We start from the raw sequence: 25,370 nt of genomic DNA on the forward strand, positions 1-25,370 counted from the left end.
GCTTTTACTGGAAATGCTTTAGATGCATATTCTCGCCACCACATCCTCGTCTCTGGACGACCTGATCGAGCCGGTTGATCTCAACCAGCCGCGATCGGATGTGGTGATGCTGTCCTTTTCGGCAAGCGATCTTGCCGGGTTGGAACAGGCATGGCGGCAGGCGGGGTCCAGACTTCCTTCCCTTTCCGCCGCCAACCTCTCCGAGCTTCGACATCCGATGTCAGTCGATCTGTGGATCGAAAAGACGGCGGAACATGCCCGTGTCATCCTTATCCGGATTCTGGGCGGCGCGGAGCGCTGGCGTTACGGTGTCGATCAACTCTCCATTATGGCGCGGCGACGCGGCGTAAAACTTCTGCTCCTGCCGGGCGAATGCAGCGAGAGAGACGAAAAGCTCGAAGCGGCCTCGACTGTTGATCGCCAGACGTTGGCGTCGGTCCTCTCCTTCTTCCGCGAGGGCGGGCGGGAAAATATGGACCGGCTTGCCATTGGTCTTGCTTCCCTTGCAAGTGATGACGCATGGCCAGATATCGAGGCTCAACCGCTGCCGAAAGCGGGCTTCTACCGGCCCGGTAGAGGCGTCGTGGATCAGGCCGAAGCCTGCGCGGGTTCCCCCGCCGATGCACCTATTCTGCCCATTCTCTTTTACCGCTCCATGCTTCTGGCGACGGATGCCGCGCCCGTCGATGCGCTTTTTCATGCGCTCTCGCAGCGCGGTTTTGCGCCCTTGCCGATTTTCGTCAGCGGCCTCAAGGATGGGGAGGCGATCCGCTTTCTCGAAACCGTGCTGCCCGATCTCATGCCCGCCGCCATTATTGCCGCCACGGCTTTCGCCAGTCAGACGGACGATGGCGGTAAGACTCTGTTTGACCGCCTCGGCGTGCCGGTGTTTCAGGTGGTTATGGCGACGACGCGGCGGGACGGCTGGGTGGAGAATGCGCGGGGCCTCAACCCGTCCGATCTCGCCATGCATGTGGTCCTGCCGGAACTCGATGGCCGGATTCTTGCCGGTGCGATTTCGTTCAAGCAGGTGCGGGCCGATGGCGGCGTCAGCCTCGTTAACACACCGGAGGCTGATCGTGTCGCGCAGGTGGCAAACCGCATCGCTGCGTTTCTGCGGTTGAAACAGTCTGCGCCACGGGAACGGCGGATCGTTATCCTGATGCCGGATTATCCGGGTGCTGCGCCGGGGCGCACCGGTTATGCCGTTGGTCTCGATGTGCCGCAGAGCGTGCTTGAAATGCTGCGCGATCTGGCCACGGCCGGATATGCGGTTTCGGATATTCCCGAAACGGCACGGGCTTTGCTGGATTGTGTCGAGCAGCAGGAAGCGGCTATCGAACTTTCAGACTATCAGGATTTTCTTGCGGGTTTGCCTGAGGGGGCTGCTGCCTCCGTGGATGCCACGTGGGGTTCCGCCGAACAGGATGATGCGCTCACAGACGGCGCATTCCGTTTTCGCGTCGCCCGTTTCGGCCAGGTGTTTGTGGCGCTGGCGCCGGACCGTGGACGCAACGAGGACCGTCGGGTGGATTACCACGACCCTGCCCTGCCGCCACGTCATGCGCTGATCGCTTTTGGCGCCTGGATGCAGCGGGTCGCGGGGGCGCATGCCATCGTGCATGTGGGTGCGCATGGCACGCTTGAATGGTTGCCGGGCAAGACGGTGGCGCTTTCCCGCGATTGTTTTCCCGAAATCGTCACCGGTTCGTTGCCGGTGGTCTATCCGTTCATCGTTTCCAATCCGGGCGAGGCGGCCGTCGCCAAACGGCGGATTGCTGCGGTCACCATCGGCCATGTGCCGCCGGTGCTGGTAGATGCCGGGCTTTCGCCTGAACAATCGGCTCTGGAGCAGCTTGTCGATGAATATGCGCAGGCGGACGGGCTGGATCGCCGCCGCCGTGACCGGCTGGCGAAACTGATCGTAGAGAAGGCGCTGGAAACCGGGCTCGCGGCCGATGCTGGCGTGGGGGCTAAGGACGATGCTGATGCGGCGCTGTCGCGCATCGATGCCTTTCTCTGCGACCTGAAAGATTTCGCCATCAAGGATGGCCAGCATGTTTTTGGCCGCAGCCCTGAAGGCGAAATCGATCTTCTGAGGCTCGAAAGCGCTGAGGCGGAAAAAGCATCGCTGCTTGCTGCGCTCGATGGCCGCCATATTGTCCCCGGCCCGTCAGGCGCACCCGCACGCGGACGTCTGGATGTGCTGCCCACCGGCCGCAATCTTTATGCCGCCGATCCGCGCACCATGCCGACGCCGACGGCTTTCGAGCTCGGCCGCATGGCGGGTGAAGAGGTGCTTCGGCACCATCTGCAATCCCATGGCGACTGGCCGAAACATCTGGTTTTTGATCTCTGGGGCAGCGCCAGCCTGCGCAATGGCGGCGAGGATGTGGCGCAGGCGCTGCATCTGATGGGGGCGAGACCGATCCATGACCCGGCGACGGGTCGCGTCACCGGCATCGAGGTTCTGCCGCCGGCCAGTATCGGGCGGCCACGTGTTGATGTCACATTCCGGATTTCCGGCCTGTTCCGCGACATGTTTCCGGCGTTGATCGCTCTTCTAGACGCTGCCGCAAAGGCCGTCGCGCGACGGGATGAAGCGCCGGGTGACAATCCTCTGGCGGAAGAGGCGGCCGCGCTCGGGCATATACCGGCACGCATCTTCGGCTCCGCACCCGGCACCTATGGTGCAGGCACTGAGGAGAAACTCGCCAGCGGAAAATGGGATGAACGTGAGGAACTCGGCCAGGCCTATCTCGATGCGGCAAGTCACGCCTTCGGCGGTGCGGACGGGCTTGAGATTTTCGAGAATGCCGGTTTTGTTGAGCTGGTGCGCCGTGCAGATCTGCTCGTTCACACCGGTGACGATCCGGGCCGGGATCTTCTCGACGGCTCTTCCGACGTCGCCTTCATTGGCGGTTTTTCCGCCGCAAAAGCAGTCCTTGGCGGCGTTGCCGATATTGTGGCGCTGGATACGACTGATCCCGCGCGTCCGCGCGCGCGATCCATTTCGCAGGCGCTGACGCGCGTGGTGCGGGCCCGCGCCGTCAATCCGCGCTTCATAGCCGGCCAGATGCGGCACGGTCCGCGCGGGGCGGCGGAATTTGCCGAGACGGTTGACCGGCTGATCGGCTTTGCCGAAACCACCCATGCGGTTTCCTCCTCGCTGATCGAGGCGCTTTACGACGCCTATTTCGGCAACGAGGACGTGCGCGATTTCATCCTGCGGGAAAATCCTAAGGCGGCGGAGGTGATGGCGACGCGCTTTTTATCTGCCCGCCGTCGCGGGCTGTGGCACAGCCGCCGCAATGCGGTGGATGCGGAACTTGAAATGCTGATCCTGCCCCGTTCTGAAAGGGTCGGCACATGAGGACGGCCCCTTCCGATCCGGTCCAGCCGTTTGGCCGCCGTGGGACGTGTCCGGCCTTATCGGCCCCGATGCTGACCGGTGATGGGTATCTGTCGCGCATCGCATTCGAGGCGGACATTGCGCCCCATGGCATGATAGCGCTATGCGAACTTGCTGAGCGGCACGGCAACGGGCTGATAGACATCACGGCACGCGGCAGCCTGCAATTTCGCGGCCTGACGCCCGAAAGCGCCTGCGGCCTGGAGAATGATGTTCTGGCGCTCGGCTTGCCGCTTCGCGACGGACTGGCAGTCGAGACCTCACCTCTTGCCGGCCGGGATGATCAGGAAATCGCCGATGGCAGTTCTCTTGCGGGCGAGATCTGCAGAGAGGCTGCCGCGCTGGCGCTGCATGAAAAGCTTGCCGCCAAAATGTCCGTCGTCATCGATGGGGGCGGCCGTCTTTCCATGGGCGATTTGCTGGCCGATATCCGTCTGAAAGCGATGCGGCTTGAGGGCCGCGTTTTCTGGCAATTGTTTGTCGGAGGCCCGGAAAGCAAGGCGCTGCGCGCGGGATTTGTCGAGACCGACAAGGCGGCGGATGTTGTCCTGTTGCTGCTCGTTCATCTGGCCGGCGAGGGACCGCTTGTCCGGGGCCGTGATCTGGATTTGCAGACGATAAAGGCGATTTGCGGAAACTGCTTGTTGGATAGAGCGATTGGAGGCGAGACGCTTGCGCCTTCGTCGCCGCTGGGGCTGATGGCGGCCGGTAGCGGTGCTTTCGCTGTCTGTATCACGCCTGCTTTCGCGCAAGTCCGTGCCTCCGATTTGTCGAGGCTCTGCGACCGGGCGCGCGCGCTCGATATCGAAACATTGCGGCCCTCGCTCAATCATAGCCTGCTATTTTTCGGGTCAGAGGATGCTGGCGGTGCGTTGCTGGAGACCGCGGGTAGTTCCGGTTTCATCACAGCGGCAGATGATGTGCGATCTTCCATCGCCGTCTGTCCCGGCGCGCCGGGATGCGCTTCGGCTTTCTTTCCCACACATGATCTGGCCGCCTTTGCATCCGAGGAATGCGCCTCGCTGCTCGACGGCTCCTTCACGCTGCATATCTCCGGCTGCGGCAAGGGTTGCGCGCATCCCGCCCCTTCGCTTTTGACCTTTTCCGGCACCGCCGATGGGCTGGTCTTTTCGATTTCGGGCCGCGCCTGCGACCCGCAGGACGGTATTTTACCTTTAGAGCAACAGAGGACGGCGCTTTCGCGGCTTGCCCGTCTTTACGAAAAAGAACATAAGCCCGGGGAAAACGCTGCCAACCTCATTGCCCGCTTGGGCAAAGAGGCAATCGCTGCGGCGCTTCGACAGGATGACCGATGACCGACCATGACTATATTCGCGACGGCAATGCGATCTATGAGCGCTCCTTCGCCATTGTCCGCGAAGAAGCGGATTTATCCGCCTTTACCGAAGAACAGGCGGATATTGCCGTTCGCATGATCCACGCCTGCGGGCAGGTGGAGGCGGCCAGCCATTTCCGGTTCTCGCCGGATTTCGTTGCCGCCGCACGCGGCGCTTTGTTAGCGGGCAAGCCCATACTTTGCGATGCGGAAATGGTTGCCCACGGCGTGACCCGTGCCCGGCTTCCGGCCGCTAACGACGTCATCTGCACCCTTCGCGATCCGCGCACGCCGGAACTTGCGAAAACGATCGGCAATACCCGTTCCGCCGCTGCGCTCGATCTCTGGGCGGACAAGCTGGACGGCGCTCTTGTTGCCATCGGTAACGCGCCGACAGCGCTGTTTTATCTTCTGGATATGCTGGAGAAAGGTGCTGCCCGTCCGGCTGCCATCATCGGCATGCCGGTCGGTTTTGTCGGCGCGGCGGAATCGAAGGATGCGCTGGAGGCAAGTTCACTCGGCATTCCCTATGCCATCGTCAAGGGACGCATGGGTGGCTCGGCCATGACGGCTGCCGCCGTCAACGCGGTTGCGAGGGCAGGTCTGTGAGCGCGGCTCTTTTTGAACACACCAAGGGTAAACTGGTCGGTGTCGGAACCGGCCCCGGCGATCCCGAGCTTCTGACGCTGAAAGCCGTCCGCGCCATTGAAAATGCCGATGTCCTCGCCTTCTTCTGCAAGAAAGGCAGTAGCGGTAATGGTCGCAGCATCGTTGAGGCTTTCATTCGTCCGGGCACGCTGGAAATGCCGCTGGTCTATCCGGTGACCGTCGAGAGCGATAAAAACGGCGAGGATTATCGCGGCGCGATCGCCGCATTTTTCGATCAGTCGGCAATGGATATTGCTGCCCATCTCGATGCCGGGCGCAATGTCGCCGTGCTGTCGGAAGGCGATCCGCTGTTTTACGGCTCCTATATGCATCTTCATCTGCGGCTTGCGCCCTCCTATGACGCGGAGGTCGTCGCCGGCATTACCGCCATGTCCGGCTGCTGGTCGATGGCCGGTTTACCGCTGGTGCAGGGTGACGATATCTTGAGCGTGCTTCCCGGCACGCTGGCAGAGGATGTGCTGACAGAGCGTCTGTCCGGCACGGATGGCGCCGTGATCATGAAGGTGGGGCGCAACCTGCCGAAGATCCGCCGGGCGCTGGAAAAGGCCGGCAAGCTAAAAGAGGCGCTTTATGTCGAGCGTGGCACCATGGCGAACAGCCATGCCGTGCCGCTGATCGAGCGCGACGCATCGCCTGCCCCCTATTTTTCACTGGTTCTGGTGCCGGGCTGGAAAACCAGACCCGCTGGTGGTGAAACGCCATGACCGGCCGGCTGGTCGTTGTAGGCCTCGGCCCCGGCAGTGCGGCGCAGGTGACACCGGAGGCCCTCGCCGCCGTCGAGGCATCAGAGGATTTCTTCGGTTATATTCCCTATCTCGACCGTCTGGCGCTCAGACCCGATCAGCGCCGCCATGCCTCTGATAATCGCGAGGAAATTTCCCGCGCCGAGCAGGCGCTGCGGCTTGCCGCCGCTGGCGGTAAAGTCTGCGTGGTTTCGGGCGGCGATCCGGGCGTTTTCGCCATGGCGGCGGCGGTTTGTGAGGCGATTGAAAACGGCCCGTCTGAATGGCGCGAGATAGACTTTTCGGTCGTGCCGGGCGTGACGGCCATGCTAGCGGTTGCCGCAAGAGCCGGCGCTCCGCTCGGGCATGATTTCTGCGCCATTTCGTTGTCGGACAATTTGAAGCCCTGGGGCATCATCGAAAAGCGGCTTATCGCGGCGGCGGAAGCCGGATTCGTGATGGCCTTCTATAATCCCGTTAGCAAGGCGCGTCCGCACCAGCTTGGCACGGCCTTCGATCTTTTGCGGGCGCATTTGCCCGGCTCGGTGCCGGTGATCTTCGGCCGGGCGGCAGGCCGGGCGGATGAACGCATCCGGGTCGTGCCCCTGTCGGAAGCATCGAGCGACATGGCGGATATGGCCACCTGCATCATCGTCGGTTCGGTGGAAACGCGTCTGATAGAACGCTCCGAGAAAGACCCGCTGGTCTATTCGCCACGTTTTTCGAAAAGAGAAAGCTGATGGCGGATGGCGGTGAGCGCAGTCGCTACATCAGGCACGTTCGCGCCATTGGCGTCGTTCAGCTGTGGCGGCCGCTCGATCATGATGACCGGCAGGCCGAGTCGCCTCGCCGCTTCGATCTTGCCGTAACTGGCACTGCCGCCGGAGTTTTTGGAAACCATCGTCTCGATGCGGTTTTCTTCCAGCATTCGGATTTCTTCATCCAGCACAAAAGGGCCGCGCGCGGTGATGTAACGCGCATCCGGCACTTTCAGCGGCGGCTCCACCGGGTCGACGCTGCGGATGAGATAGCTGTGTTGGGGCGCGGCTGCGAAAGGAAGAAGCTCCTGCCGTCCCAGTGCCAGAAACACACGTTTGCCTTCGTCTCCGAGCGCGGTAACGGCTTGTTCAATGGTATCGACGCTCTGCCACACGTCACCCGGTTGGCGCTGCCAGGCGGGGCGCGAAAGCGCTACGAGCGGTACTTTGGCAAGTCGGGCCGCCTCGATGGCGTTGGCGGAAATCCTTGCCGCATAGGGATGGGTGGCATCCACGAGAATATCGAAGCTTTCGGCGTGAATGAAGTCCGCAAGACCCGTCGCACCGCCAAACCCGCCGCTGCGCATCGGCACTGGCTGTTCCACTGGCGAAAGCGTACGCCCGGCCATGGAGAGCAGAATTCGGTAGCCGGAGTCCTCTGCCAGCCTGCCGGCCAGAATGCGGGCATCTGCCGTGCCGCCAAGGATGAGTATGGAGCGTGTCATGACGTCTGAATATTCCGGAACGGGCGATGCTTCCACTGAAAAGAAAGAAACACGGTGGCTTTCCATCGTCGGTATAGGCGAAGATGGGCTTGAAGGGCTCGGCGGAAACGCGATTGCGGCGATAGAGGCGGCCGAGGTGGTCTTCGGCGGCAAACGCCATCTGGAACTGGCGGCTGCAGCCATTCGTGGCGAAGCGCGCCCTTGGCCGGTGCCGTTTGATGCGGAGATGAGTGATGTCGTGGCGTTACGCGGCAGCAAAGTCTGCGTGCTCGCCTCCGGCGATCCGTTCTTCTATGGTGTCGGCGTTACACTTCTGCGGCGGATCGATGCGGAGGAGACAGTCTGCTACCCCTCACCTTCCGCTTTTTCTCTCGCCGCGGCGCGGCTTGGCTGGGCCTTGCAGTCGGTCGACTGCGTGTCGTTGCACGGGCGTTCCATCGATCTTTTGCGACCGCATCTGCATCTGGGTGCAAGGATCATCGCGCTGACTTCAGATGAACGCGCGCCGGCTCTGATCGCGGAACTGCTGGCCAGTTCGGGTTTCGGCCAGTCGGAATTTGTCCTGCTTGAAGCTTTGGGCGGACAGCGGGAAAGGCGACGGCTGGTCAGGGCGGCTGATTTTGCCTTTGACGACATAGATCCTTTGAACGTCGTGGCCGTCGATGTCGTCGCGGCTGAGGGCGCACGCGTCCTGCCTTTTACGCAGGGGCTGGATGACAGCCTGTTCGAGCATGACGGGCAGATCACCAAGCGTGAAATCCGTGCCGTGACGCTCTCTACGCTGGCTCCGCGCCGGGGAGAGTTTTTATGGGATGTGGGTGCCGGTTCGGGCTCGATCGGTATCGAATGGATGCTGTCGCACCCATCGCTTCGTGCCATCGCCATAGAGCAGCACCCGGAAAGGGCGGAACGTATCGCCCGTAATGCCGAGGCGTTTGGCGTTCCGGGGCTTGAGGTCCTGATCGGCGCAGCACCTGCGGCTTTTGAAGGCCTGCCTCAACCGGATGCTATCTTCATTGGCGGTGGCGGCAGCGAAACGGGTGTGTTGGAAGGCGCCATGGAGGTCTTGAAACCGGGCGGGCGGTTGGTCGCCAATGCTGTGACGCTGGAAATGGAAGCGTTGTTGCTCGATGCCCATGCCCGACTTGGCGGTTCTATGATCCGTCTGGACGTGTCGCGCGTTGTTGCTGTCGGCTCCATGTCCGGATGGCGTCCGGCAATGCCGGTGACGCAGTGGAGCTGGGTCAAGCCATGTTGACCGTCGCTGGCATAGGCTGCCGTAAAGGTACGGGTTCGGATGCAATTATAGCAGCCGTGCGCGCTGCCGAACTTGCTTTCGGCATGACCGTCGAATGCTTGGCGACTGCGCCACTCAAGGCAGAAGAAGCGGGTCTTGCGGAAGCGGCAAAACGCCTTTCGCTGCCGCTTGAAATCGTATCGCAGGAACGGCTCGAGGCGGTTGCTTCGAAAACAATGACATTTTCACAGATTAGCCTCGATCATGCCGGGACGCCCAGCGTCAGTGAAGCGGCGGCACTTGCCGCAGCCGGAAAAAATGCGCGACTCGTTGCAGCGCGTCTTGTGGTTGGCGATGTGACCGTGGCAATCGCCACGACAAGCGACGCGTCACATGACCGCGACCGTGCCATCGAACATGGAGAACAACAATGACAGTTCATTTTATCGGTGCCGGTCCGGGTGCTGCCGATCTCATCACGGTGCGCGGGCGCGATCTTATCGCAGCCTGCCCGGTTTGCCTTTATGCCGGTTCGCTGGTTCCGAAGGCGCTGATCGATTATTGCCCGCCGGGTGCGCGCATCGTTGATACGGCCGCACTTTCGCTGGATGAGATCGAGGCGGAATTCGTTGCGGCGGCAAAAGCGGGCAAGGATGTGGCACGGCTGCATTCCGGTGATCTCTCCGTCTGGAGCGCGATGGGTGAACAGATCCGCCGGCTGGAACGGCTGGGTCTCGATTATACCGTGACGCCCGGCGTGCCCTCCTTCGCTGCTGCGGCTGCCACCCTGCAGCGGGAACTGACGGTGCCGGAAGTAGCGCAAAGCCTTGTGCTGACCCGTATTTCAGGCCGCGCTTCGAAAATGCCTGATGGTGAGACGCTGAAAGCCTTCGGCGCAACGGGTGCGACGCTTGCCATCCACCTCGCCATCCACGCCATCGGCAAGGTGGTGGAAGAGTTGACGCCGCTTTACGGTTCCGATTGTCCGGTTGCTATCGTCGTTCGCGCCTCATGGCCGGATGAGCGGGTTATTCGCGGCACGTTGTTCGACATTGAGGACAAGTTGGTGGCCGAACCGGTGGAGCGAACGGCGCTGATTTTCGTCGGACACGGGCTCGCCTCGACGGATTTTCGCGAAAGCGCGCTCTATAGTACCGATTATGTACGCCGGTTCCGGTCTCCGAAGGAAGATGCGAAGGGTTGATGCGACGGCGTGGAGGCGGTGCGCCCCTTGAGCGTGCCCTGACGATCGAACACCAGAATATCAAGCGCGATGCCGGGCGTCTTCAGCGCGGCGGCTGCGGTTACCCAGGCTTTCTCCGCAACGATCGCACCGAGGTCTATGCCGGCTCCTTCGGCCAGTTCGAAGGCATGTGCGACCATATTGGCCTGACGGATGGCCGCGGTGAGATTTTCATCTCCGCCCGCTTCGGTTGCCAGTGCCGCCAGCGCGTCGAGATCGGCAAGGCCTTTCTTGGAATGCACGTCGAGCATGCCCTGCGCGAGTTTGGTCATCTTGGCAACACCACCGGCAATCGTGACCCGCTCGACAGGGTGACTGCGCAGATATTTCAGCATGCCGCCGATGAAATCGCCCATGTCGATCAGTGCGGTCTCCGGCAGGTCGTACAGTGCCTGTCCGGCTTTTTCCGAGGTATTGCCGGTTGCGCCGAGCAGATGGGTGCAGCCAGTGGCGCGCGCCACATCGATGCCGCGCCAGATGGAATGTATCCAGGCCGAGCAGGAAAACGGGATGACGATGCCGGTGGTGCCGAGAATGGAAATGCCCCCGATGATGCCGAGCCTGCCATTCAGGGTCTTTTCCGCGAGTTTCTCACCGTCACGCACGGAAATCTCGACTTCGAAATCGGCATCTTCTCCGGCTACCTCGTGAATGGCGGTTTCGATCATCTTGCGCGGTACGGGGTTGATGGCAGGTTCGCCCGGCGGCAGGGGCAATCCCGGCCGGGTGATGGTGCCGACGCCTTTTCCGGCCTTGAAGGTGATGCCGCTTCCCGGTTTGCCTCGTCTGATCGTGCTTTCGATCAGCGCGCCGTGGGTAACGTCGGGATCGTCGCCCGCATCCTTGACGACACCGGCACGGGCAAAGTTTTCGCCTTTTTCCTCGGTGGCGAGGGAAAATGCCGGCCGTGCGCCGCTTGGAAGTTGGACTTCGACAGGGTAAGGAAACTCGCCGGTCAAAAGGGCAGCGCAAGCCGCCTTCGAGGCTGCCGCCGCGCAGGTGCCCGTGGTCCAGCCGCGGCGAAGGGTCTTTCCATCTGTTTCCATATGAATTCCTATAGCCGGGACGGCTTTTTCCGTCATCGTTAAAAAAGCAGCCGAGAGAATGTCGATAGCAGAGGTCTTAAACAACATTGCCGCAAAAGGCCCGATCTTCGAGGGCGGTCACGTCTGGCTTGCCGGCGCGGGGCCGGGCGACGTGCGTTATCTGACGCTCGAAGTGGCGTTGGCGCTCTCACAGGCCGATGTCATCGTGCGCGATGCGCTGGTGAGCGACGATGTCGTTGCTCTTGGCCCTCAGGCAGAGATTGTTTTTGCTGGTAAACGCGGTGGCAAGCCTTCGGCAACGCAGGACGACATTACCGCTTCGCTGATCGATCTCGCCCGGCAGGGTAAAAAGGTGTTGCGGCTTAAGGGTGGCGATCCCTTTATTTTCGGGCGTGGCGGTGAAGAGGCGGAGGCGCTGGTCCTAGCCGGCATTCCGTTCCGTATCCTGCCGGGCATGACCTCGTCACTCGCAGCCCTTGCTTCAGCGCGTATTCCGGCCACCATGCGCGGCATCAGCCGCGCCGTCACGCTCGCCACGGGCCATGCCGCCGGTACCGAAGAGGATCTGGACTGGCTGGCGCTGGCGAAAACACAGGAACCCATTGTCGTTTATATGGGGCTGAAGAATATCAGCGTCATTGCCGGGCTGCTGATGCAGGGCGGCCGTTCAGGCATAACGCCGGTCGCCGTCATCATGTCGGCAACGACGGCTGAGGAGCGCATTTTTATCGGAACACTGGAAAGCATAGCTGACGATGCAAAGCGGGAGAATTTCGAAGCACCGGCTCTGATCGTCATCGGCGAAATCGTCTCGATGCGAAGCCGTCTCGGTAGGGACGGTTCATGACGGCCCGGGCGATCATCGTCGGTGCACCGCGCTCTGGTTCCGGCAAGACCAGCGTGACCATCGGTCTGCTCAGGGCTTTTGCCCGGCGTGGCGTCAAGGTGCGGGGCATCAAGACCGGGCCCGACTATATCGACCCCGGTTTCCATGCCTTTGCCACTGGCACATCCGGCCTCAATCTGGACAGCTGGGCCATGCAGCCGGAATTGTTGCGGCACCTGTTTTTGCAGCAGACTGACGGCGCAGACCTTATTCTGATCGAAAGCGCCATGGGCCTGTTCGATGGCATTCCGGTGGCGGAAAACCGCACCGGTTCTGCGGCGGATCTGGCGCGGCTGTTCGGCATTCCCGTGCTGTTGGTGCTGGATGTGTCGGGCCAGTCGCAGACAGCCGCTGCTGTTGCCTATGGTTTTGCCCACTATGATCCTGTCGTCACCATGGCGGCGGTGGTGCTGAACCGAGCCGGCAGCGAAAGACACCGGACGCTGTGCACGGAGGCCATCGAAAAAATCGGTCTGCCTGTCGCAGGATGTGTCCTGCGTGATCCGTCACTCATCCTGCCGGAACGGCATCTGGGGCTGGTGCAGGCCAGCGAACATCCGGAAATCGACGCGCATATAGAACGGCTGGCGGATGCGATGGAAAGGTCTATTGATCTCGATGCCTTGCTTTCGCTCGCTGCGCCTGTGGATGTGCCCTCCGGCTCGGTGGAGGCGGCGATTGCACCGCCCGGCCAGCGCATCGCCTTGGCGGAGGATGCGGCTTTCACTTTCCTTTATCCGCATCTCAAGAACCATTGGCGCGCAGCCGGGGCAGAGATCGTGCCGTTCTCGCCGCTCGCCGATGAGGCGCCCGACGAGACCTGCGATATTTGCTGGCTGCCCGGTGGCTATCCTGAGCTTCATGCCGGAAAGCTTGCTGCAGCTGCCCGTTTCAAGACGGGTATCGCCCGTTTTGCCGAGACAAGGCCGGTGCATGGCGAGTGCGGCGGCTATATGGTGCTGGGAGAGGCTCTCGAAGATGCCGATGGCGCGACCCATGCCATGACCGGGCTTCTGTCGCATGCCACCAGTTTTGCAACGCGCAAGATGAATCTCGGCTACCGGCAAGCGACGATCGCGGCGAAGGGCCCCCTTGGCAAGGCGGGCGAGGTTTTGCGCGGCCATGAATTTCACTATGCCCGCGTCACTGACCCTGGTTACGACGAAGCCTTCGCCCAGATTGCTGACGGGCAGGGCCGCCCACTTGGGCCTTCGGGCGGCAGGCGGGGTCTCGTTTCCGGCACATTCTTTCACGCCATTGCCAAGGGCGAGTAAGCAAAATCGGCGAATAGGCATGGCTGCGGCAAAGTGGAGCGGGCAGTGAAAGTTTGTAGTCTGGTGTAGCAGGAAAGTGCTATATAGCCGTTGTCCCTCACAGTTTCCGAAAACGCTACCCCAATGAAAAGACTGCGCCTGCTCATTTCCGCTGCCCTCGCCGTGGCTATAGTGCCGGTTCCGCTTGGCATCGGTCCTGGGAACATGCAGGCTCACGGTGGCGAAAATTATACGGCGATGGAAAAGCTCGGCGCAGCCCTGTTCGATGATCCCAATCTTTCGATGAACCGCACGATGGCCTGTTCCACCTGCCATATGCAGGCGGCGGGTTTTTCCGATGCGCGCGAAAGTGACACGGTCGGACGGGACGTATCGCTCGGCGATGACGGGATTTCGCTGGGCGACCGCAATGCGCCCACGGCTGCCTATGCCCGGTTCACGCCGCCTTTCGGCAGGAACGCTGCGGGAGAGTATATCGGCGGGCAATTCTGGGACGGGCGCGCTTCCCTGCTGGAAGATCAGGCGGGCGGCCCTCCCCTCAACCCGATCGAAATGGGTATGCCGGATAAGGCTTCCGTCGTGAAACGACTTAAGGAAAACCCAGACTATGTCGCGGCATTCGGCACGCAGTTCGGCAATAATGTTTTCCAGAACGACGAAACCGCCTATGCCGCGATGACCAAGGCGTTGGCAAGCTTCGAGCGTTCGGATGAATTCTCCACCTTCGATTCCAAGTATGACCGTTTCCTGCGCGGCGAGGAAAAGCTGACCGATCAGGAGGAGTTAGGCCGGGTGCTGATCTCTTCGACGCAATTTACCAATTGCAATACCTGCCATGAAATCCGTGGCGCCAAGGGGCTGGAAGACGGCCTCTTCACCAATCACAAATATTTCAACATTGGCGTTCCGGCTAACACGGCGGTGAGAGCCGCCAACGGCTCGAAGCCGGATGCGGTTGATCTTGGGCTCGCGCAAAATCCTGTTGTGGCCGGTGATCTGGCTCAGCGCGGTAAGTTCAAGGTGCCGACATTGCGCAACGTCGCCGTTACTGGTCCCTACATGCACAACGGCGTGTTCAGGGATCTGCGCACGGTGGTGCTGTTTTATGTGAAATACAAAAGCAAAAAGCCCAGCCGGCAAATCAATCCGGAAACCGGCAAGACATGGGATGCGCCGGAAGTGCCTGAGAACATTGCCATGACGGAGCTGACTTCCGCGCCGGCGCTGGATGACAAGCGTGTGGATGCCGTCGTCGCATTCTTGAAGACGTTGACCGACAAAAGATACGAGCATCTTTTGCCGAAGGAAGATGGGCAGACGACCGTGCCGCCTGCCCAGCCGGTTCCTGTCAGTGTTACGCCGAAAGCGCCTTGAATTCGGCGAGAACCGCGTCACCCATTTCGGACGTGCTGACCTGACGGGAACCGTCGGACATGATGTCGGCGGTGCGGATCCCCTTGTCGAGCACGTTCGCTATTGCCGTTTCAAGCTTCGTTGCCTCATCCACCATGTTGAACGAATAACGCAGGCACATGGCGAAGGATGCGATCATGGCGATCGGGTTGGCAATGCCCTTGCCGGCAATATCCGGCGCCGAACCGTGTACCGGCTCATACATGGCCTTGCGCTTGCCGGTCTTGGCGTCAGGTGCGCCGAGCGAAGCCGATGGCAGCATGCCGAGCGAGCCGGTCAGCATGGCGGCGACGTCGGAGAGCATGTCGCCGAAGAGGTTGTCGGTCACGATCACGTCGAACTGCTTTGGCTTGCGCACCAGCTGCATGCCACCGGCATCGGCCAGCATATGCTCCAGCTGAACGTCCTTGTACTTGGCGGCGTGGGTTTCGGTGACGACCTGGTTCCACAAAACGCCCGATTTCATGACGTTGCGCTTTTCCATCGAGCAGACGCGGTTGTCGCGGGTGCGCGCCAGTTCGAATGCGACGCTGGCGATGCGCTCGATTTCGAAGGTGTCATAGATCTGCGTGTCGATGCCGCGCTTCTGGCCGTTGCCGAGGTCGATGATCTGCTTCGGTTCACCGAAATAGACGCCGCCCGTCAGTTCGCGAACGATGAGGATATCGAGACCTTCGACCAGTTCCGGCTTCAGCGAGGAGGCGGCGGCGAGTGCCGGGTAGCAGATGGCGGGGCGCAGGTTGGCGAAGAGTTCGAGATCCTTGCGCAGGCGAAGCAGGCCGGCTTCAGGGCGGTGTTCGTAGGGAACGCCATCCCATTTCGGCCCACCGACGGCGCCGAACAGGATTGCATCGGCGGCGAGCGCCTTTTCCATATCCGCATCGGAAATAGCCACGCCATGGGCATCATAAGCGGAGCCGCCGACCAGACCTTCCTGCGTTGTGAAGCCGGCATTTTTCGCGCTGTTCATGTAATCGATCAGCTTGCGGACTTCGGCCATGGCCTCCGGGCCAATGCCATCACCGGGCAGAAGGAAAAGCGTGCGGACTGTCATGAGAACCCTCCTTGGGCGGCGCGCCGGAAACCGTCATGAAGGGTTTTCGATTGCGGCGAGCGCGGCGTCAAACTCGTTTCCGTCCTGCCGCAGGTCAAGTCATATCGCCAGCCGGACGGGATCGAGGGCTTCTTATCTCCGCCTCAAGGGCTTTTCAAGCAAAGCAAAAGCCGATCCGGTACGGTTTTGTACGGGATCGACTTTTAAAGGCATGGAAATGTGATCAGGCCCAGGGGCGAACCGAGGCATTTGCCTTTTCGAACGTGTCGATGGCGCCGGAATGTTCCAGCGTCAGGCCGATGTCGTCGAGGCCGTTCAGCATGCAATGGCGCTTGAATTCATCGATCTCGAAGGTGATCGTGCCACCGTCAGGGCCGCTGATTTCCTGACGTTCCAGATCGACGGACAAAACGGCGTTCGATCCGCGCGAGGCGTCGTCCAGCAGCTTTTCGAGGTTCTCGGGGCTGACGACGACCGGCAGGATGCCGTTCTTGAAACAGTTATTGTAGAAGATGTCGGCGAAGCTGGTGGAGATCACGCAGCGGATGCCGAAATCGAGAAGCGCCCATGGTGCATGTTCGCGCGAGGAGCCGCAGCCGAAATTGTCGCCCGCGACAAGGATCTGGGCGTTCTGGTAAGCGGGCTTGTTCAGCACGAAATCGGGATTCGGCGAGCCATCCTCGAGATAACGCGACTCGGCAAAAAGGCCGGTGCCGAGACCCGTGCGCTTGATGGTCTTCAGATAATCTTTCGGAATGATCATATCGGTGTCGATATTGACAACCGGCATGGGCGCCGCGACGCCCGTCAGCTTGGTGAATTTTTCCATCTGTCGCTTCCCGAGTTTCCCTTGAACAAAATCCGGCGTCAGCCGAAGCGCGCCGGATGTTCTCTGCCGGGAAATACTGCAAAACGGATCGCTTTAGAAGCGCAAACCCGCACTCTTCGGTACGCCTCATCGGGCGTTCTCGCATTTTGACCGGATTAAACGATCTCAGAGATCGATAATCGTGCCTTTGCCGTCGTTCCAGACGCGCATATCACGCTGGTTGCGGGGCTTGACCGGAATGGGGGCCGGCTTCAGACGCGCGGAAAGCAGACGGGCAGCGCTCAAAACGGCGAGCACGCCGATAAAAGCGACCGTGAGCGAGGCGGTGAAAAGAGCCACCAAAGCCAGAAGTGCGATGCCGGATGCGGCGATGAAAAATGAACGGATGCCTTGCATGATTCAACCTTTCTTTCCAGACGAATGTGGGCCTTCTTCTTCCGGCTTGCAAGAGGATTCAGTGGATTGTCAGGTTGCAGATGTCACAAAAGCTTGACACAAGTGCGGCATGGCTAATTTTTTCGAAAATATTCTTGTGAGGCCGCGCCGTTCGTTGCTGTCGGTTCCGGCCATCAATGTCAGGGCGCTCGAAAAAATCTACGGTCTCGATTGCGACGGCGTGATCCTCGATCTGGAGGATTCCGTCGCGCCCGACATGAAGGACAAGGCTCGGGAAAATCTGGACAGGCTATTTTCTGACGCGCCTTTTGTCGGATGCGAGACCATCATCCGCATCAATCCGTTCTCTACGCCGGATGGGCAGGCGGATCTGAAACTTGTGCTTTCCTGTCGACCAGATGCGGTTTTATTGCCCAAGGTGGAGCAGCCGGCCGATATTCACGAGGTTGCCGACCTTCTGGCGGAGGCGGATGCGCCGCAGGGTTTGAAAATCTGGGCGATGATCGAGACTCCGCTTGGTGTCTTGAATGCCGCGTCTATCGCCGACGCTGCCCATACGCCGGATGCGCGGCTTGCCGCCTTTGTCATCGGGCTCAATGATCTGCGCAAGGAAACACGGGTTCCGGCCCTGCCCGGCCGAACCTATCTTGTGCCGTGGATGATGCAGGTGGTGCTCGCCGCCCGCGCCTACGGGCTTGATGTTATCGACAGCGTTTCGAATGATTTTCGCGATCTCGTGGCTTTTGGCAGCGAATGCGAGCAGGGCCGCGCCATGGGCTTCGATGGCAAGATGCTGATCCACCCGGCCCAGATAGAAGCGGCCAACCAGTACTTTGCTCCCGATGAGGCGATGGTCGCGGAAGCCAAAGAGATTATTGCCGCTTTCGCAAAACCCGAATCTGTGGAATTGAACGTCATCAACATGAACGGGCGAATGATCGAACGGCTGCATGTGGGGCAGGCCGAAAGGCTGGTCGCCATGGCCGGTATCATCGCACAACGAAAGGCAAAAAAGACGTGAAGGTCTATCGTTTCATAACCGGTCCCGATGACGCAAAGTTCTGTCACCGGGTCACCGACGCGTTGAACAAGGGATGGGAGCTTGCCGGCTCCCCGAGCTATGCCTTCAACGCCGCAAGCGGTGTCATGCATTGCGGCCAGGCCGTGACCAAGGTGGTCGAGGGCAAGGAATACCATCCGGATATGAAGCTCGGCGAGCAATAAAAAGGCGTCGCCGCCGGCGGGGTCAGCGCTCCGCGGCGGCCTCGTCGGCGCTTTCTTCGATCCGCTCCATGTCGTCGTCCGACAGGCCGAAATGGTGGCCGATCTCGTGGATGAGGACATGGGTGATGATATCACCCAGCGTTTCCTCGTTCTCGGCCCAGTAGTCGAGAATGGGGCGACGATATAGCGTGATGCGGTTCACCATCTCGCCGGTTTCCATGGTGAAACGTTCGGAGATGCCGCGCCCCTCGAACAATCCAAGCAGGTCGAAGGGGGTTTCGAGCGCCATGTCCTCGAACACTTCGTCGGTCGGAAAATCCGCGATCTCGATGATGAGATCCTTCGTCAATGCACGGAATTCATCTGGCAGGTGGCCATATGCCTCGATCGCAAGCGACTCGAAGGCGGAAAGTGTCGGCGCATGGCGGTCCCGCCAATCGTCGGTCTGGTCTATGCGGGCCATTTCTGCTCCTTGTTGAAGGCCCATATAAACACTTGCTGCGCAAATTTCGAGACCTGACTGCTCCGCCTGCCGAAAAAGCATGAAATTCTTGGCGTTACAGTTACTTTTCAAACGTTCGTCATCTTGACATAAACTGATGTCTCGCGTAATTCGCACCCAAATTGATGGCGTATTGCGCCTTCCGTTTATTCCGCCCTCTAAAAAGGCGGTTTCACCGGCAGACATTCAAAAGGGCATTCAGTCCTCACGGATTTCCGCTACTCCGACTGATAAAAAGACGGCCAGCTTGCATTTGCGGGCAGAGCCGGAACGAACATGAAAGGATAACAAATGTTCGCAGTCATCAAGACCGGCGGTAAGCAGTACCGCGTAGCAGCCGACGCCGTGCTGACCATCGAAAAGCTGGAAGCAGAGGCAGGCGCAACTGTAGAATTCACCGAAGTTCTCGTGATCGGCGAAGGCGCTGACGCCAAGTTCGGTGCTCCCTTCGTTAAGGGTGCTATCGTCAAGGCTGAAGTTGTCGAGCACAACCGCGGCAAGAAGGTCATCGCCTTCAAGAAGCGTCGTCGTCAGAACTCCAAGCGTTCGCGCGGCCATCGTCAGCATCACACTGTCGTCCGCATCACGGACATCGTTGCTGCCTAATCGGCGCGACACGGGAAACAAGGTTTAAAGGAGAACTCCAATGGCACACAAAAAAGCTGGCGGTTCCTCGCGTAACGGTCGCGATTCCGAATCCAAGCGCCTTGGCGTAAAGAAGTTCGGCGGCGAAGCTGTCATTCCAGGCAACATTATTCTGCGTCAGCGCGGCACGCAGTGGCATCCGGGCGCCAACGTTGGCATCGGCAAGGACCACACGATTTTCGCACTGACGGCTGGTAACGTGAACTTCCGCACGAAGGCCAACGGTCGCGTGTTCGTATCCGTGGCTCCGAAAGCCGAAGCCGCAGAATAAGCCGGTAAGCGTCATATGCAGCCGGTGTCCCATCGACCCGGCTGAGACGTATCAGGTTCAGTCAAGAAAACAGGGGAGATGGGGTACCACCCAACTCCCCTTTTTCTTTAACCCCTAGGAGGGACTGAACCATGCAAGCTGAATTGTTGAGGGTTGACCAATCACGGTCACCCGAAGAGCGGCCGCGGCCCGATCGGTCGAGGAGCGATTGCCCCGTTTTACTGTCGCAGAGGCTGGTTTTACGCAAGCCTCACGAAGAAGACATCGACGCCCTTGCCCATCTTGCCAACAATGCCAATATCGCGACCATGGTGTCGCGTATGCCGCACCCGTACACGGCCAAAGACGCCGCGGACTTCGTGCGACGCACCAATGCTGGCGAGATCGGCAAGTGCGTCTATGTGATTACCCGCATGGACAATGGCGAGTTTTTGGGTTGCTGCGCGCTTGAACCGCAGGAAGACGAAAAGACGCTTGAGATCGGTTACTGGCTGGGGGAACCCTACTGGAACCGGGGCTATATGACCGAAGCCACACATGCGCTGATCGACATGGCCTTCCGCACGCGTGAAATCGACCAGATCGATGCCCGCTGCCGGGTTACCAACATCGCTTCGCGCCGCGTCATCCAGAAGTGCGGTTTCCAGTTTCAGGGTTCCGGAATGGTCGGTTCGCTGGCGCTTGGCGGCATGGTACCGGTCGAATGGTACAGGCTGGACCGCAAGACCTGGGTTTCGCTGAAGAGCTGGGGGGACATGGGATGAGCACGCTGGAGCTTTCCCGTCGCCGGGCTGCCGCTACCGTGGCACCGCCCGGCCCCTGCCCTGTCATCGAGACGTCGCGACTGCTGCTGCGTCCGCAGCGGCTTTCCGATGCCGGCAGCATTGCGGAATCGCTTGGCGATTTTGCTGTGACCAGAATGCTGGCCCGTGTTCCCGCGCCCTATCACCGACAGGATGCGCTGGAATGGCTGGTCTTACGCACATCCGGCACCCTGCCCGACTGGGATTTCGCCATCACCAGCGGTGACGATACCCTTATTGGCGTCGTCTCGGTCGAATTGCGGCACGGCGAGTGGCATCTCGGCTACTGGCTGAACCGCTTCTACTGGGGCAAGGGTTACATGACCGAGGCGGTGGCCGCCGTGGTCGAGCGGTTCTTCCGCCGCATGCCGGGGGTGGTTCTCCATTCCGGTGTGTTTGCGGATAATCCGGCTTCGCTGCGCGTGCAGGAAAAACTGGGCTTCCGGGTGACCGGCTGCCACCAGATTTACGCCACGGCACGTGCCGCCATGGTGGCGCATATCAATACGGCGATCACGGCTGAGGATTTCATTCTGCCGCACCGCTGACAATCAAAACAAGGCCGGTTTGCTCCAAACCGGCCTTGTCTCACGCATGGGCTTCACGCACGATAGTCTTTGACCTTGTGGAGAAGCGCTTGTATTCGAAACGACGATATTTTTGTTTGGCACAACGCGATTAGCCGGTGTGCCCGCAAACCGATAGAACGGCAGTCCGATGAAATTTCTCGATGAAGCAAAAATCTATATCAAGTCCGGTGACGGCGGCGCGGGCGCCGTTTCCTTCCGGCGCGAAAAATTCATCGAGTTCGGCGGTCCTGATGGCGGCGATGGCGGCCGCGGTGGCGATGTCTGGATCGAGGTGGTCAACGGTCTCAATACCCTGATCGACTTCCGCTTCCAGCAGCATTTCAAGGCCTCGATCGGACAGCACGGCATGGGCAAGACCCGCACCGGCGCCAAGGGTTCGGACGTGGTTCTGAAAGTGCCCGTCGGTACCCAGATTTTCGAGGAAGACAACGAGACGCTGATTATCGACCTGACCAAGGAAGGCCAGCGCTTTCGTCTTGCCGCCGGCGGCAATGGTGGTTTCGGCAATGCCTATTTCAAGTCTTCGACCAATCAGGCGCCCACCCATGCCAATCCGGGCCTTGCGGGCGAAGAAAAGACGCTCTGGCTTCGCCTGAAGCTGATCGCCGATGCCGGTCTCGTTGGTCTGCCGAATGCTGGCAAATCGACGTTCCTCGCGACCGTCACGCGCGCGCGGCCGAAGATCGCCAACTATCCTTTCACTACCCTGCATCCTAACCTCGGCGTCGCGACCATCGACGGCCGCGAATTCGTGCTGGCCGATATTCCCGGTCTGATCGAAGGCGCGCATGAGGGCGTGGGCATTGGCGACCGGTTCCTCGGCCATGTGGAGCGCACCCGCGTACTTCTGCATCTCGTCTCCGCGCAGGAAGAAAAGGTCGGACAGGCCTATAAAACGGTCAAGGCCGAGCTGGATGCCTATGGCGGCGGGTTGACCGACAAGCCGGAAATCGTGGCGCTGTCGCAGATCGACGTGCTGGATGAAAAAGAATTGAAAAAGAAGGCAAAGGAGCTGGAAAAGGCCTGCGGCCGTCCTCCGCTCCTGTTGTCCGCTGCCGCCCATATCGGCATGACGGAGGCGCTGCGCTCCCTTCGCGATATCATCGTCTCGGCGAGCAATGGCGGCGAGACCGCCCTTCCCGACCGCTCAATGCCCGTGGATAGCGAGGCCGAGGAAGAGGACGATCGCCTATGAGTCTCACCCGCAAACCGCTGGGCAGCCACCACCGGATCGTCATCAAGATCGGTTCGGCACTACTGGTGGACCGGAAAAGTGGGCTGAAAAAGGATTGGCTCGACGCCATCTGCGAGGACATCGCTGCGCTGAAGAAAAACGGCGTCGATGTTCAGGTGGTGTCTTCGGGCGCCATCGCGCTCGGCCGTACGGTGCTCGGCCTGCCCTCTGGCGCATTGAAGCTGGAGGAAAGCCAGGCGGCTGCGGCGGTCGGTCAGATCGCTCTGGCAAGGGCATGGTCGGAAAGCCTGTCGCGGCATGAGATCGTTGCGGGCCAGATCCTGCTGACGCTGTCGGACACCGAGGAGCGTCGCCGTTACCTTAATGCGCGCGCCACCATCAACCAGCTACTGAAGATCGGTGCCATTCCGATCATCAATGAAAACGACACGGTGGCGACCACCGAAATCCGCTATGGCGATAATGATCGTCTGGCGGCCCGCGTGGCCACCATGACGGGCGCGGATCTTCTGGTGCTGCTTTCGGATATTGACGGGCTTTACACCGCTCCGCCGCATCTCGATCCGGATGCGAAATTTCTTGAGACGATTGCACACATTACCCCCGAGATCGAGGCCATGGCCGGCGGCGCTGCCTCCGAGCTTTCGCGCGGCGGCATGCGCACCAAGATCGATGCGGGCAAGATCGCGACCGCTGCAGGCTGTGGCATGATTATCGCTTCCGGCAAGACACTCAATCCGCTGAAGGCAATCGAAAACGGGGCTCGCTCCTCGTGGTTTGCGCCATCAGGCACGCCGGTGACGGCGCGCAAGACCTGGATTGCCGGACAATTGCAGCCGGCTGGCGAAATTCATGTGGATGCGGGCGCTGAAAAAGCGCTCTATGCCGGTAAGAGCCTGCTTCCCGCGGGCGTGCGGGTGGTCAAGGGCAATTTCGGACGCGGCGATGCGATTGCCATCATCGGCGTCGAAGGCCGCGAGGTCGCACGCGGTCTTGCGGGTTACGATGCGGAAGAGGCGCGCCTTATCATCGGTCACAAGTCCAACGAGATCGAGGCTATCCTCGGTTATGTCGGGCGTGCGGCAATGATCCATCGCGACGATCTGGTGATGACCGGCGCTGCCGTCAAAGTTAAAAATACTGAGAAGGATGAGGTCCATGCCTGAACAGGCCGTGAAGCAGAGCCATGATATCGATGCGCTGATGATGACCATCGGTGCACAGGCAAAAGCTGCTTCGCGACCGTTGTCCATCGCAGGCACGGATCAGAAGAACCGCGCGCTGCTTGCCATGGCATCCGCCATCGAGGCGTCCAGGGAAACGATCCTTGCCGCCAATGGCAAAGATCTGGCGGCGGCGGACAATGCCGGCCTTGCCGCTTCCTTCATCGACAGGCTCACCCTCAATGATGCACGGATTGCCGGCATTGCCGAAGGCATCCGCTCGGTTGCGGCGCTGTCCGATCCGGTCGGCGAAGTCATTGCCGCCTGGGATAGACCCAACGGGCTGAAGATCGAGCGCGTGCGCACGCCGCTTGGCGTTATCGGGGTGATTTACGAAAGCCGCCCGAATGTGACGGCGGATGCCGGCGCGCTCTGCCTCAAGGCGGGTAACGCGGTCATCCTGCGCGGCGGATCGGATTCGCAACATTCATCACGTGCTATCCATGCCTGCCTCGTTGAAGGCCTGAAGATTGCCGGTCTTCCCGAGCATGCCATTCAACTGGTGCCGGTCACCGACCGCGCTGCCGTGGGCGCTTTGTTGGGCGGATTGAATGGCACGGTTGACGTGATTGTACCGCGCGGTGGCAAAAGCCTCGTTGCGCGCGTGCAGTCTGAAGCGCGGGTGCCGGTCTTTGCGCATCTGGAAGGTATCTGCCATATCTATGTCGACGGGTCAGCCGATCTCGACATGGCCACACGCATTGTCGTCAACGCCAAGATGCGCCGCACCGGCATTTGCGGCGCAGCCGAAACCCTGCTGGTGGATGCCGCTGCCGTTTCCACGCATCTCACGCCGCTCGTCAAGGCCTTGATCGACGCTGGCTGCGAAGTGCGCGGTTCGCAGGCCGTTCGCAATGCCGTTGCAGGTGTAGTGCCCGCGACGGAAGAGGACTGGCGCACCGAATATCTCGATGCGATCATTTCCGTCACTGTCGTCGACGGTATTTCCGGCGCGATCGACCATATCGGCACCTATTCGTCCAATCACACCGAAGCGGTGATCGCAGAGGACCCTGTTGTGGTCGAGCGTTTCTTCAACGAGCTCGATTCGGCCATTCTGCTGCACAATGCCTCGACGCAATTTGCCGATGGCGGTGAATTCGGCATGGGTGCAGAAATCGGCATCGCCACGGGTAAGATGCATGCACGCGGCCCCGTTGGCGTCGAGCAGCTCACTTCATTCAAATACCGCGTGCATGGCACCGGCCAGACACGGACCTGATAGTTGCCGGTCGAAACACGCCTCGACAGACGTTATCTCACCATGCCGCATGCGGAACGCGGCATGGTCGTCGGGCTGTTCGGCGGCTCTTTCAATCCGCCGCATGCCGGCCATGCCCTTGTCGCCGAAATCGCGCTGCGCAGGCTGGGTCTCGATCAGCTCTGGTGGATGGTCACGCCGGGCAATCCGCTGAAAAGTCGCTCAGAACTGGCGTCTTTAGAGGATCGCATCGCCGCCTGCGAAAGGCTCGTCAGCGATCCGCGCATCAAGGTGACGGCCTTTGAAAAATCGCTGGGCATCAGCTACACGGCCAATACGCTCGCCAAGGTGAAAGCGAGAAATCCGCATGTCCGCTTCATCTGGATCATGGGCGCCGACAATCTGAAAAGCTTCCATCGCTGGCAGCAATGGCGACGGATCGCCGAGACCTTTCCGATTGCGGTGATCGACCGACCGGGTTCCACCCTGTCCTACCTCTCCTCCACCATGGCGCAGGCCTTCAGCCAGGCACGGATCGATGAGGATGATGCCGGTGTTTTGTGGAAAAAAAAGGCGCCCGCCTGGGTCTTTATCCATGGTCCTCGTTCGACGCTCAGTTCCACGGCGCTCCGCAATAATCACAAATGATGTATGCGACAGCCGTTGAAGGCTCCATATCTTGAAAAGTTAATGCTTTGGTGCCACCTTAATCTGGT

At 60.4% G+C, this 25,370-nt stretch carries 27 protein-coding genes; 21 read left to right on the forward strand and 6 right to left on the reverse strand.

Annotated elements, in window-relative coordinates:
• Positions 1-22 precede the first annotated feature (22 nt).
• From cobN to RBH10_RS22825, 5 genes are read left to right on the forward strand one after another with little or no spacing between them, the layout of a single operon-like run.
• Entirely contained in the window at positions 23-3,373 is a 3,351-nt protein-coding gene (gene cobN / locus RBH10_RS22805) for a cobaltochelatase subunit CobN (protein ID WP_281038327.1), read from the forward strand.
• A complete protein-coding gene (cobG, locus tag RBH10_RS22810) occupies positions 3,370-4,728 on the forward strand; it encodes a precorrin-3B synthase (protein ID WP_306180894.1) in 1,359 nt (452 codons plus the stop codon). The genes cobN and cobG overlap by 4 nt, the downstream gene beginning before the upstream one ends.
• Complete coding sequence (locus RBH10_RS22815) at positions 4,725-5,357, forward strand: precorrin-8X methylmutase (protein ID WP_281038325.1); 633 nt, start codon at positions 4,725-4,727, stop codon at positions 5,355-5,357. The genes cobG and RBH10_RS22815 overlap by 4 nt, the downstream gene beginning before the upstream one ends.
• Positions 5,354-6,121, forward strand: coding sequence for a precorrin-2 C(20)-methyltransferase (locus tag RBH10_RS22820; protein ID WP_281038324.1), 768 nt, complete (start codon positions 5,354-5,356; stop codon positions 6,119-6,121). The genes RBH10_RS22815 and RBH10_RS22820 overlap by 4 nt, the downstream gene beginning before the upstream one ends.
• Positions 6,118-6,879, forward strand: coding sequence for a precorrin-3B C(17)-methyltransferase (locus RBH10_RS22825; RefSeq protein WP_216330409.1), 762 nt, complete (start codon positions 6,118-6,120; stop codon positions 6,877-6,879). The genes RBH10_RS22820 and RBH10_RS22825 overlap by 4 nt, the downstream gene beginning before the upstream one ends.
• On the opposite strand, the gene RBH10_RS22830 is transcribed toward RBH10_RS22825, so the two are convergent.
• Positions 6,846-7,622, reverse strand: a complete 777-nt coding sequence (locus RBH10_RS22830; protein WP_281038323.1) for a cobalt-precorrin-6A reductase — start codon at positions 7,620-7,622, stop codon at positions 6,846-6,848. The genes RBH10_RS22825 and RBH10_RS22830 overlap by 34 nt on opposite strands.
• Here RBH10_RS22830 and cbiE point away from each other — a divergent pair.
• Genes cbiE through cobM form a run of 3 tightly spaced genes read left to right on the forward strand, consistent with a single transcriptional unit; the run spans position 7,621 to position 10,063 of the window.
• Positions 7,621-8,880: a precorrin-6y C5,15-methyltransferase (decarboxylating) subunit CbiE gene (cbiE, locus tag RBH10_RS22835; protein ID WP_281038322.1), complete on the forward strand. Its 1,260-nt coding sequence runs from the start codon at positions 7,621-7,623 to the stop codon at positions 8,878-8,880. The two genes, RBH10_RS22830 and cbiE, sit on opposite strands and share 2 nt — an antisense overlap.
• Positions 8,874-9,293: a cobalamin biosynthesis protein gene (locus tag RBH10_RS22840; RefSeq protein ID WP_281038321.1), complete on the forward strand. Its 420-nt coding sequence runs from the start codon at positions 8,874-8,876 to the stop codon at positions 9,291-9,293. Before cbiE ends, RBH10_RS22840 begins: the two co-directional genes overlap by 7 nt.
• Positions 9,290-10,063, forward strand: a complete 774-nt coding sequence (gene cobM / locus RBH10_RS22845; protein ID WP_281038320.1) for a precorrin-4 C(11)-methyltransferase — start codon at positions 9,290-9,292, stop codon at positions 10,061-10,063. The genes RBH10_RS22840 and cobM overlap by 4 nt, the downstream gene beginning before the upstream one ends.
• Here cobM and RBH10_RS22850 read toward each other — a convergent pair.
• Positions 10,018-11,148 carry a cobalt-precorrin-5B (C(1))-methyltransferase gene (locus RBH10_RS22850; RefSeq protein ID WP_281038319.1) on the reverse strand — a complete coding sequence of 377 codons (1,131 nt, stop codon included), beginning with the start codon at positions 11,146-11,148 and terminating at the stop codon, positions 10,018-10,020. The two genes, cobM and RBH10_RS22850, sit on opposite strands and share 46 nt — an antisense overlap.
• 58 nt (positions 11,149-11,206) lie before the next feature.
• Between RBH10_RS22850 and cobA the strand changes: the two genes are divergently transcribed.
• The 3 genes from cobA (at position 11,207) to RBH10_RS22865 (ending at position 14,682) form a co-directional block, all read left to right on the forward strand.
• The gene (gene cobA, locus RBH10_RS22855) at positions 11,207-11,995 is read left to right on the forward strand and encodes a uroporphyrinogen-III C-methyltransferase (protein ID WP_281038318.1); all 789 of its coding nucleotides are present in this window, start codon (positions 11,207-11,209) and stop codon (positions 11,993-11,995) included.
• Positions 11,992-13,308, forward strand: a complete 1,317-nt coding sequence (locus RBH10_RS22860) for a cobyrinate a,c-diamide synthase (protein WP_281038317.1) — start codon at positions 11,992-11,994, stop codon at positions 13,306-13,308. The genes cobA and RBH10_RS22860 overlap by 4 nt, the downstream gene beginning before the upstream one ends.
• Before the next feature lie 123 nt (positions 13,309-13,431).
• Positions 13,432-14,682 (forward strand): cytochrome-c peroxidase, encoded by a 1,251-nt coding sequence (locus RBH10_RS22865; RefSeq protein WP_281038316.1) that lies wholly within the window; start codon positions 13,432-13,434, stop codon positions 14,680-14,682.
• Here the strand turns inward: RBH10_RS22865 and leuB are convergent.
• From leuB to RBH10_RS22880, 3 genes are all read right to left on the reverse strand, one after another.
• A complete protein-coding gene (gene leuB / locus RBH10_RS22870) occupies positions 14,663-15,775 on the reverse strand; it encodes a 3-isopropylmalate dehydrogenase (RefSeq protein WP_045020373.1) in 1,113 nt (370 codons plus the stop codon). The genes RBH10_RS22865 and leuB overlap by 20 nt on opposite strands.
• 223 nt (positions 15,776-15,998) lie before the next feature.
• Positions 15,999-16,604, reverse strand: coding sequence for a 3-isopropylmalate dehydratase small subunit (gene leuD, locus RBH10_RS22875; RefSeq protein WP_281038315.1), 606 nt, complete (start codon positions 16,602-16,604; stop codon positions 15,999-16,001).
• Positions 16,605-16,769: 165 nt separating this feature from the next.
• Positions 16,770-17,000: a hypothetical protein gene (locus tag RBH10_RS22880; RefSeq protein ID WP_281038314.1), complete on the reverse strand. Its 231-nt coding sequence runs from the start codon at positions 16,998-17,000 to the stop codon at positions 16,770-16,772.
• A gap of 109 nt (positions 17,001-17,109) precedes the next feature.
• Here RBH10_RS22880 and RBH10_RS22885 point away from each other — a divergent pair, with 109 nt between their 5' ends.
• Positions 17,110-18,021, forward strand: a complete 912-nt coding sequence (locus RBH10_RS22885) for a CoA ester lyase (RefSeq protein WP_281038313.1) — start codon at positions 17,110-17,112, stop codon at positions 18,019-18,021.
• Positions 18,018-18,224 (forward strand): DUF1737 domain-containing protein, encoded by a 207-nt coding sequence (locus RBH10_RS22890; protein ID WP_045020366.1) that lies wholly within the window; start codon positions 18,018-18,020, stop codon positions 18,222-18,224. The genes RBH10_RS22885 and RBH10_RS22890 overlap by 4 nt, the downstream gene beginning before the upstream one ends.
• Positions 18,225-18,246: 22 nt before the next feature.
• On the opposite strand, the gene RBH10_RS22895 is transcribed toward RBH10_RS22890, so the two are convergent.
• Positions 18,247-18,687: a metallopeptidase family protein gene (locus tag RBH10_RS22895; RefSeq protein WP_045020570.1), complete on the reverse strand. Its 441-nt coding sequence runs from the start codon at positions 18,685-18,687 to the stop codon at positions 18,247-18,249.
• 330 nt (positions 18,688-19,017) lie between these two features.
• On the opposite strand from RBH10_RS22895, the gene rplU reads away from it, so the two are divergent.
• The 8 genes from rplU (at position 19,018) to RBH10_RS22935 (ending at position 25,302) form a co-directional block, all read left to right on the forward strand.
• On the forward strand, positions 19,018-19,332 hold the full coding sequence (gene rplU / locus RBH10_RS22900) for a 50S ribosomal protein L21 (RefSeq protein WP_045020364.1): 315 nt from the start codon (positions 19,018-19,020) through the stop codon (positions 19,330-19,332).
• 40 nt (positions 19,333-19,372) lie between these two features.
• A complete protein-coding gene (rpmA, locus tag RBH10_RS22905) occupies positions 19,373-19,642 on the forward strand; it encodes a 50S ribosomal protein L27 (protein ID WP_003492686.1) in 270 nt (89 codons plus the stop codon).
• 131 nt (positions 19,643-19,773) lie between these two features.
• The gene (locus tag RBH10_RS22910) at positions 19,774-20,406 is read left to right on the forward strand and encodes a GNAT family N-acetyltransferase (protein ID WP_045020362.1); all 633 of its coding nucleotides are present in this window, start codon (positions 19,774-19,776) and stop codon (positions 20,404-20,406) included.
• The gene (locus tag RBH10_RS22915) at positions 20,403-20,993 is read left to right on the forward strand and encodes a GNAT family N-acetyltransferase (RefSeq protein ID WP_281038312.1); all 591 of its coding nucleotides are present in this window, start codon (positions 20,403-20,405) and stop codon (positions 20,991-20,993) included. The genes RBH10_RS22910 and RBH10_RS22915 overlap by 4 nt, the downstream gene beginning before the upstream one ends.
• Before the next feature lie 169 nt (positions 20,994-21,162).
• Complete coding sequence (gene obgE, locus RBH10_RS22920) at positions 21,163-22,230, forward strand: GTPase ObgE (RefSeq protein ID WP_045020358.1); 1,068 nt, start codon at positions 21,163-21,165, stop codon at positions 22,228-22,230.
• Complete coding sequence (proB, locus tag RBH10_RS22925; RefSeq protein WP_045020356.1) at positions 22,227-23,396, forward strand: glutamate 5-kinase; 1,170 nt, start codon at positions 22,227-22,229, stop codon at positions 23,394-23,396. Before obgE ends, proB begins: the two co-directional genes overlap by 4 nt.
• Entirely contained in the window at positions 23,389-24,675 is a 1,287-nt protein-coding gene (locus RBH10_RS22930) for a glutamate-5-semialdehyde dehydrogenase (RefSeq protein ID WP_045020355.1), read from the forward strand. Before proB ends, RBH10_RS22930 begins: the two co-directional genes overlap by 8 nt.
• A gap of 3 nt (positions 24,676-24,678) precedes the next feature.
• The gene (locus RBH10_RS22935; RefSeq protein ID WP_045020353.1) at positions 24,679-25,302 is read left to right on the forward strand and encodes a nicotinate-nucleotide adenylyltransferase; all 624 of its coding nucleotides are present in this window, start codon (positions 24,679-24,681) and stop codon (positions 25,300-25,302) included.
• The last annotated feature ends 68 nt before the right edge of the window (positions 25,303-25,370 follow it).

It is taken from the genome of Rhizobium sp. AN73 (genome assembly GCF_030757975.1).
GTDB classification, from domain to species: Bacteria; Pseudomonadota; Alphaproteobacteria; order Rhizobiales; family Rhizobiaceae; genus Agrobacterium; species Agrobacterium arsenijevicii.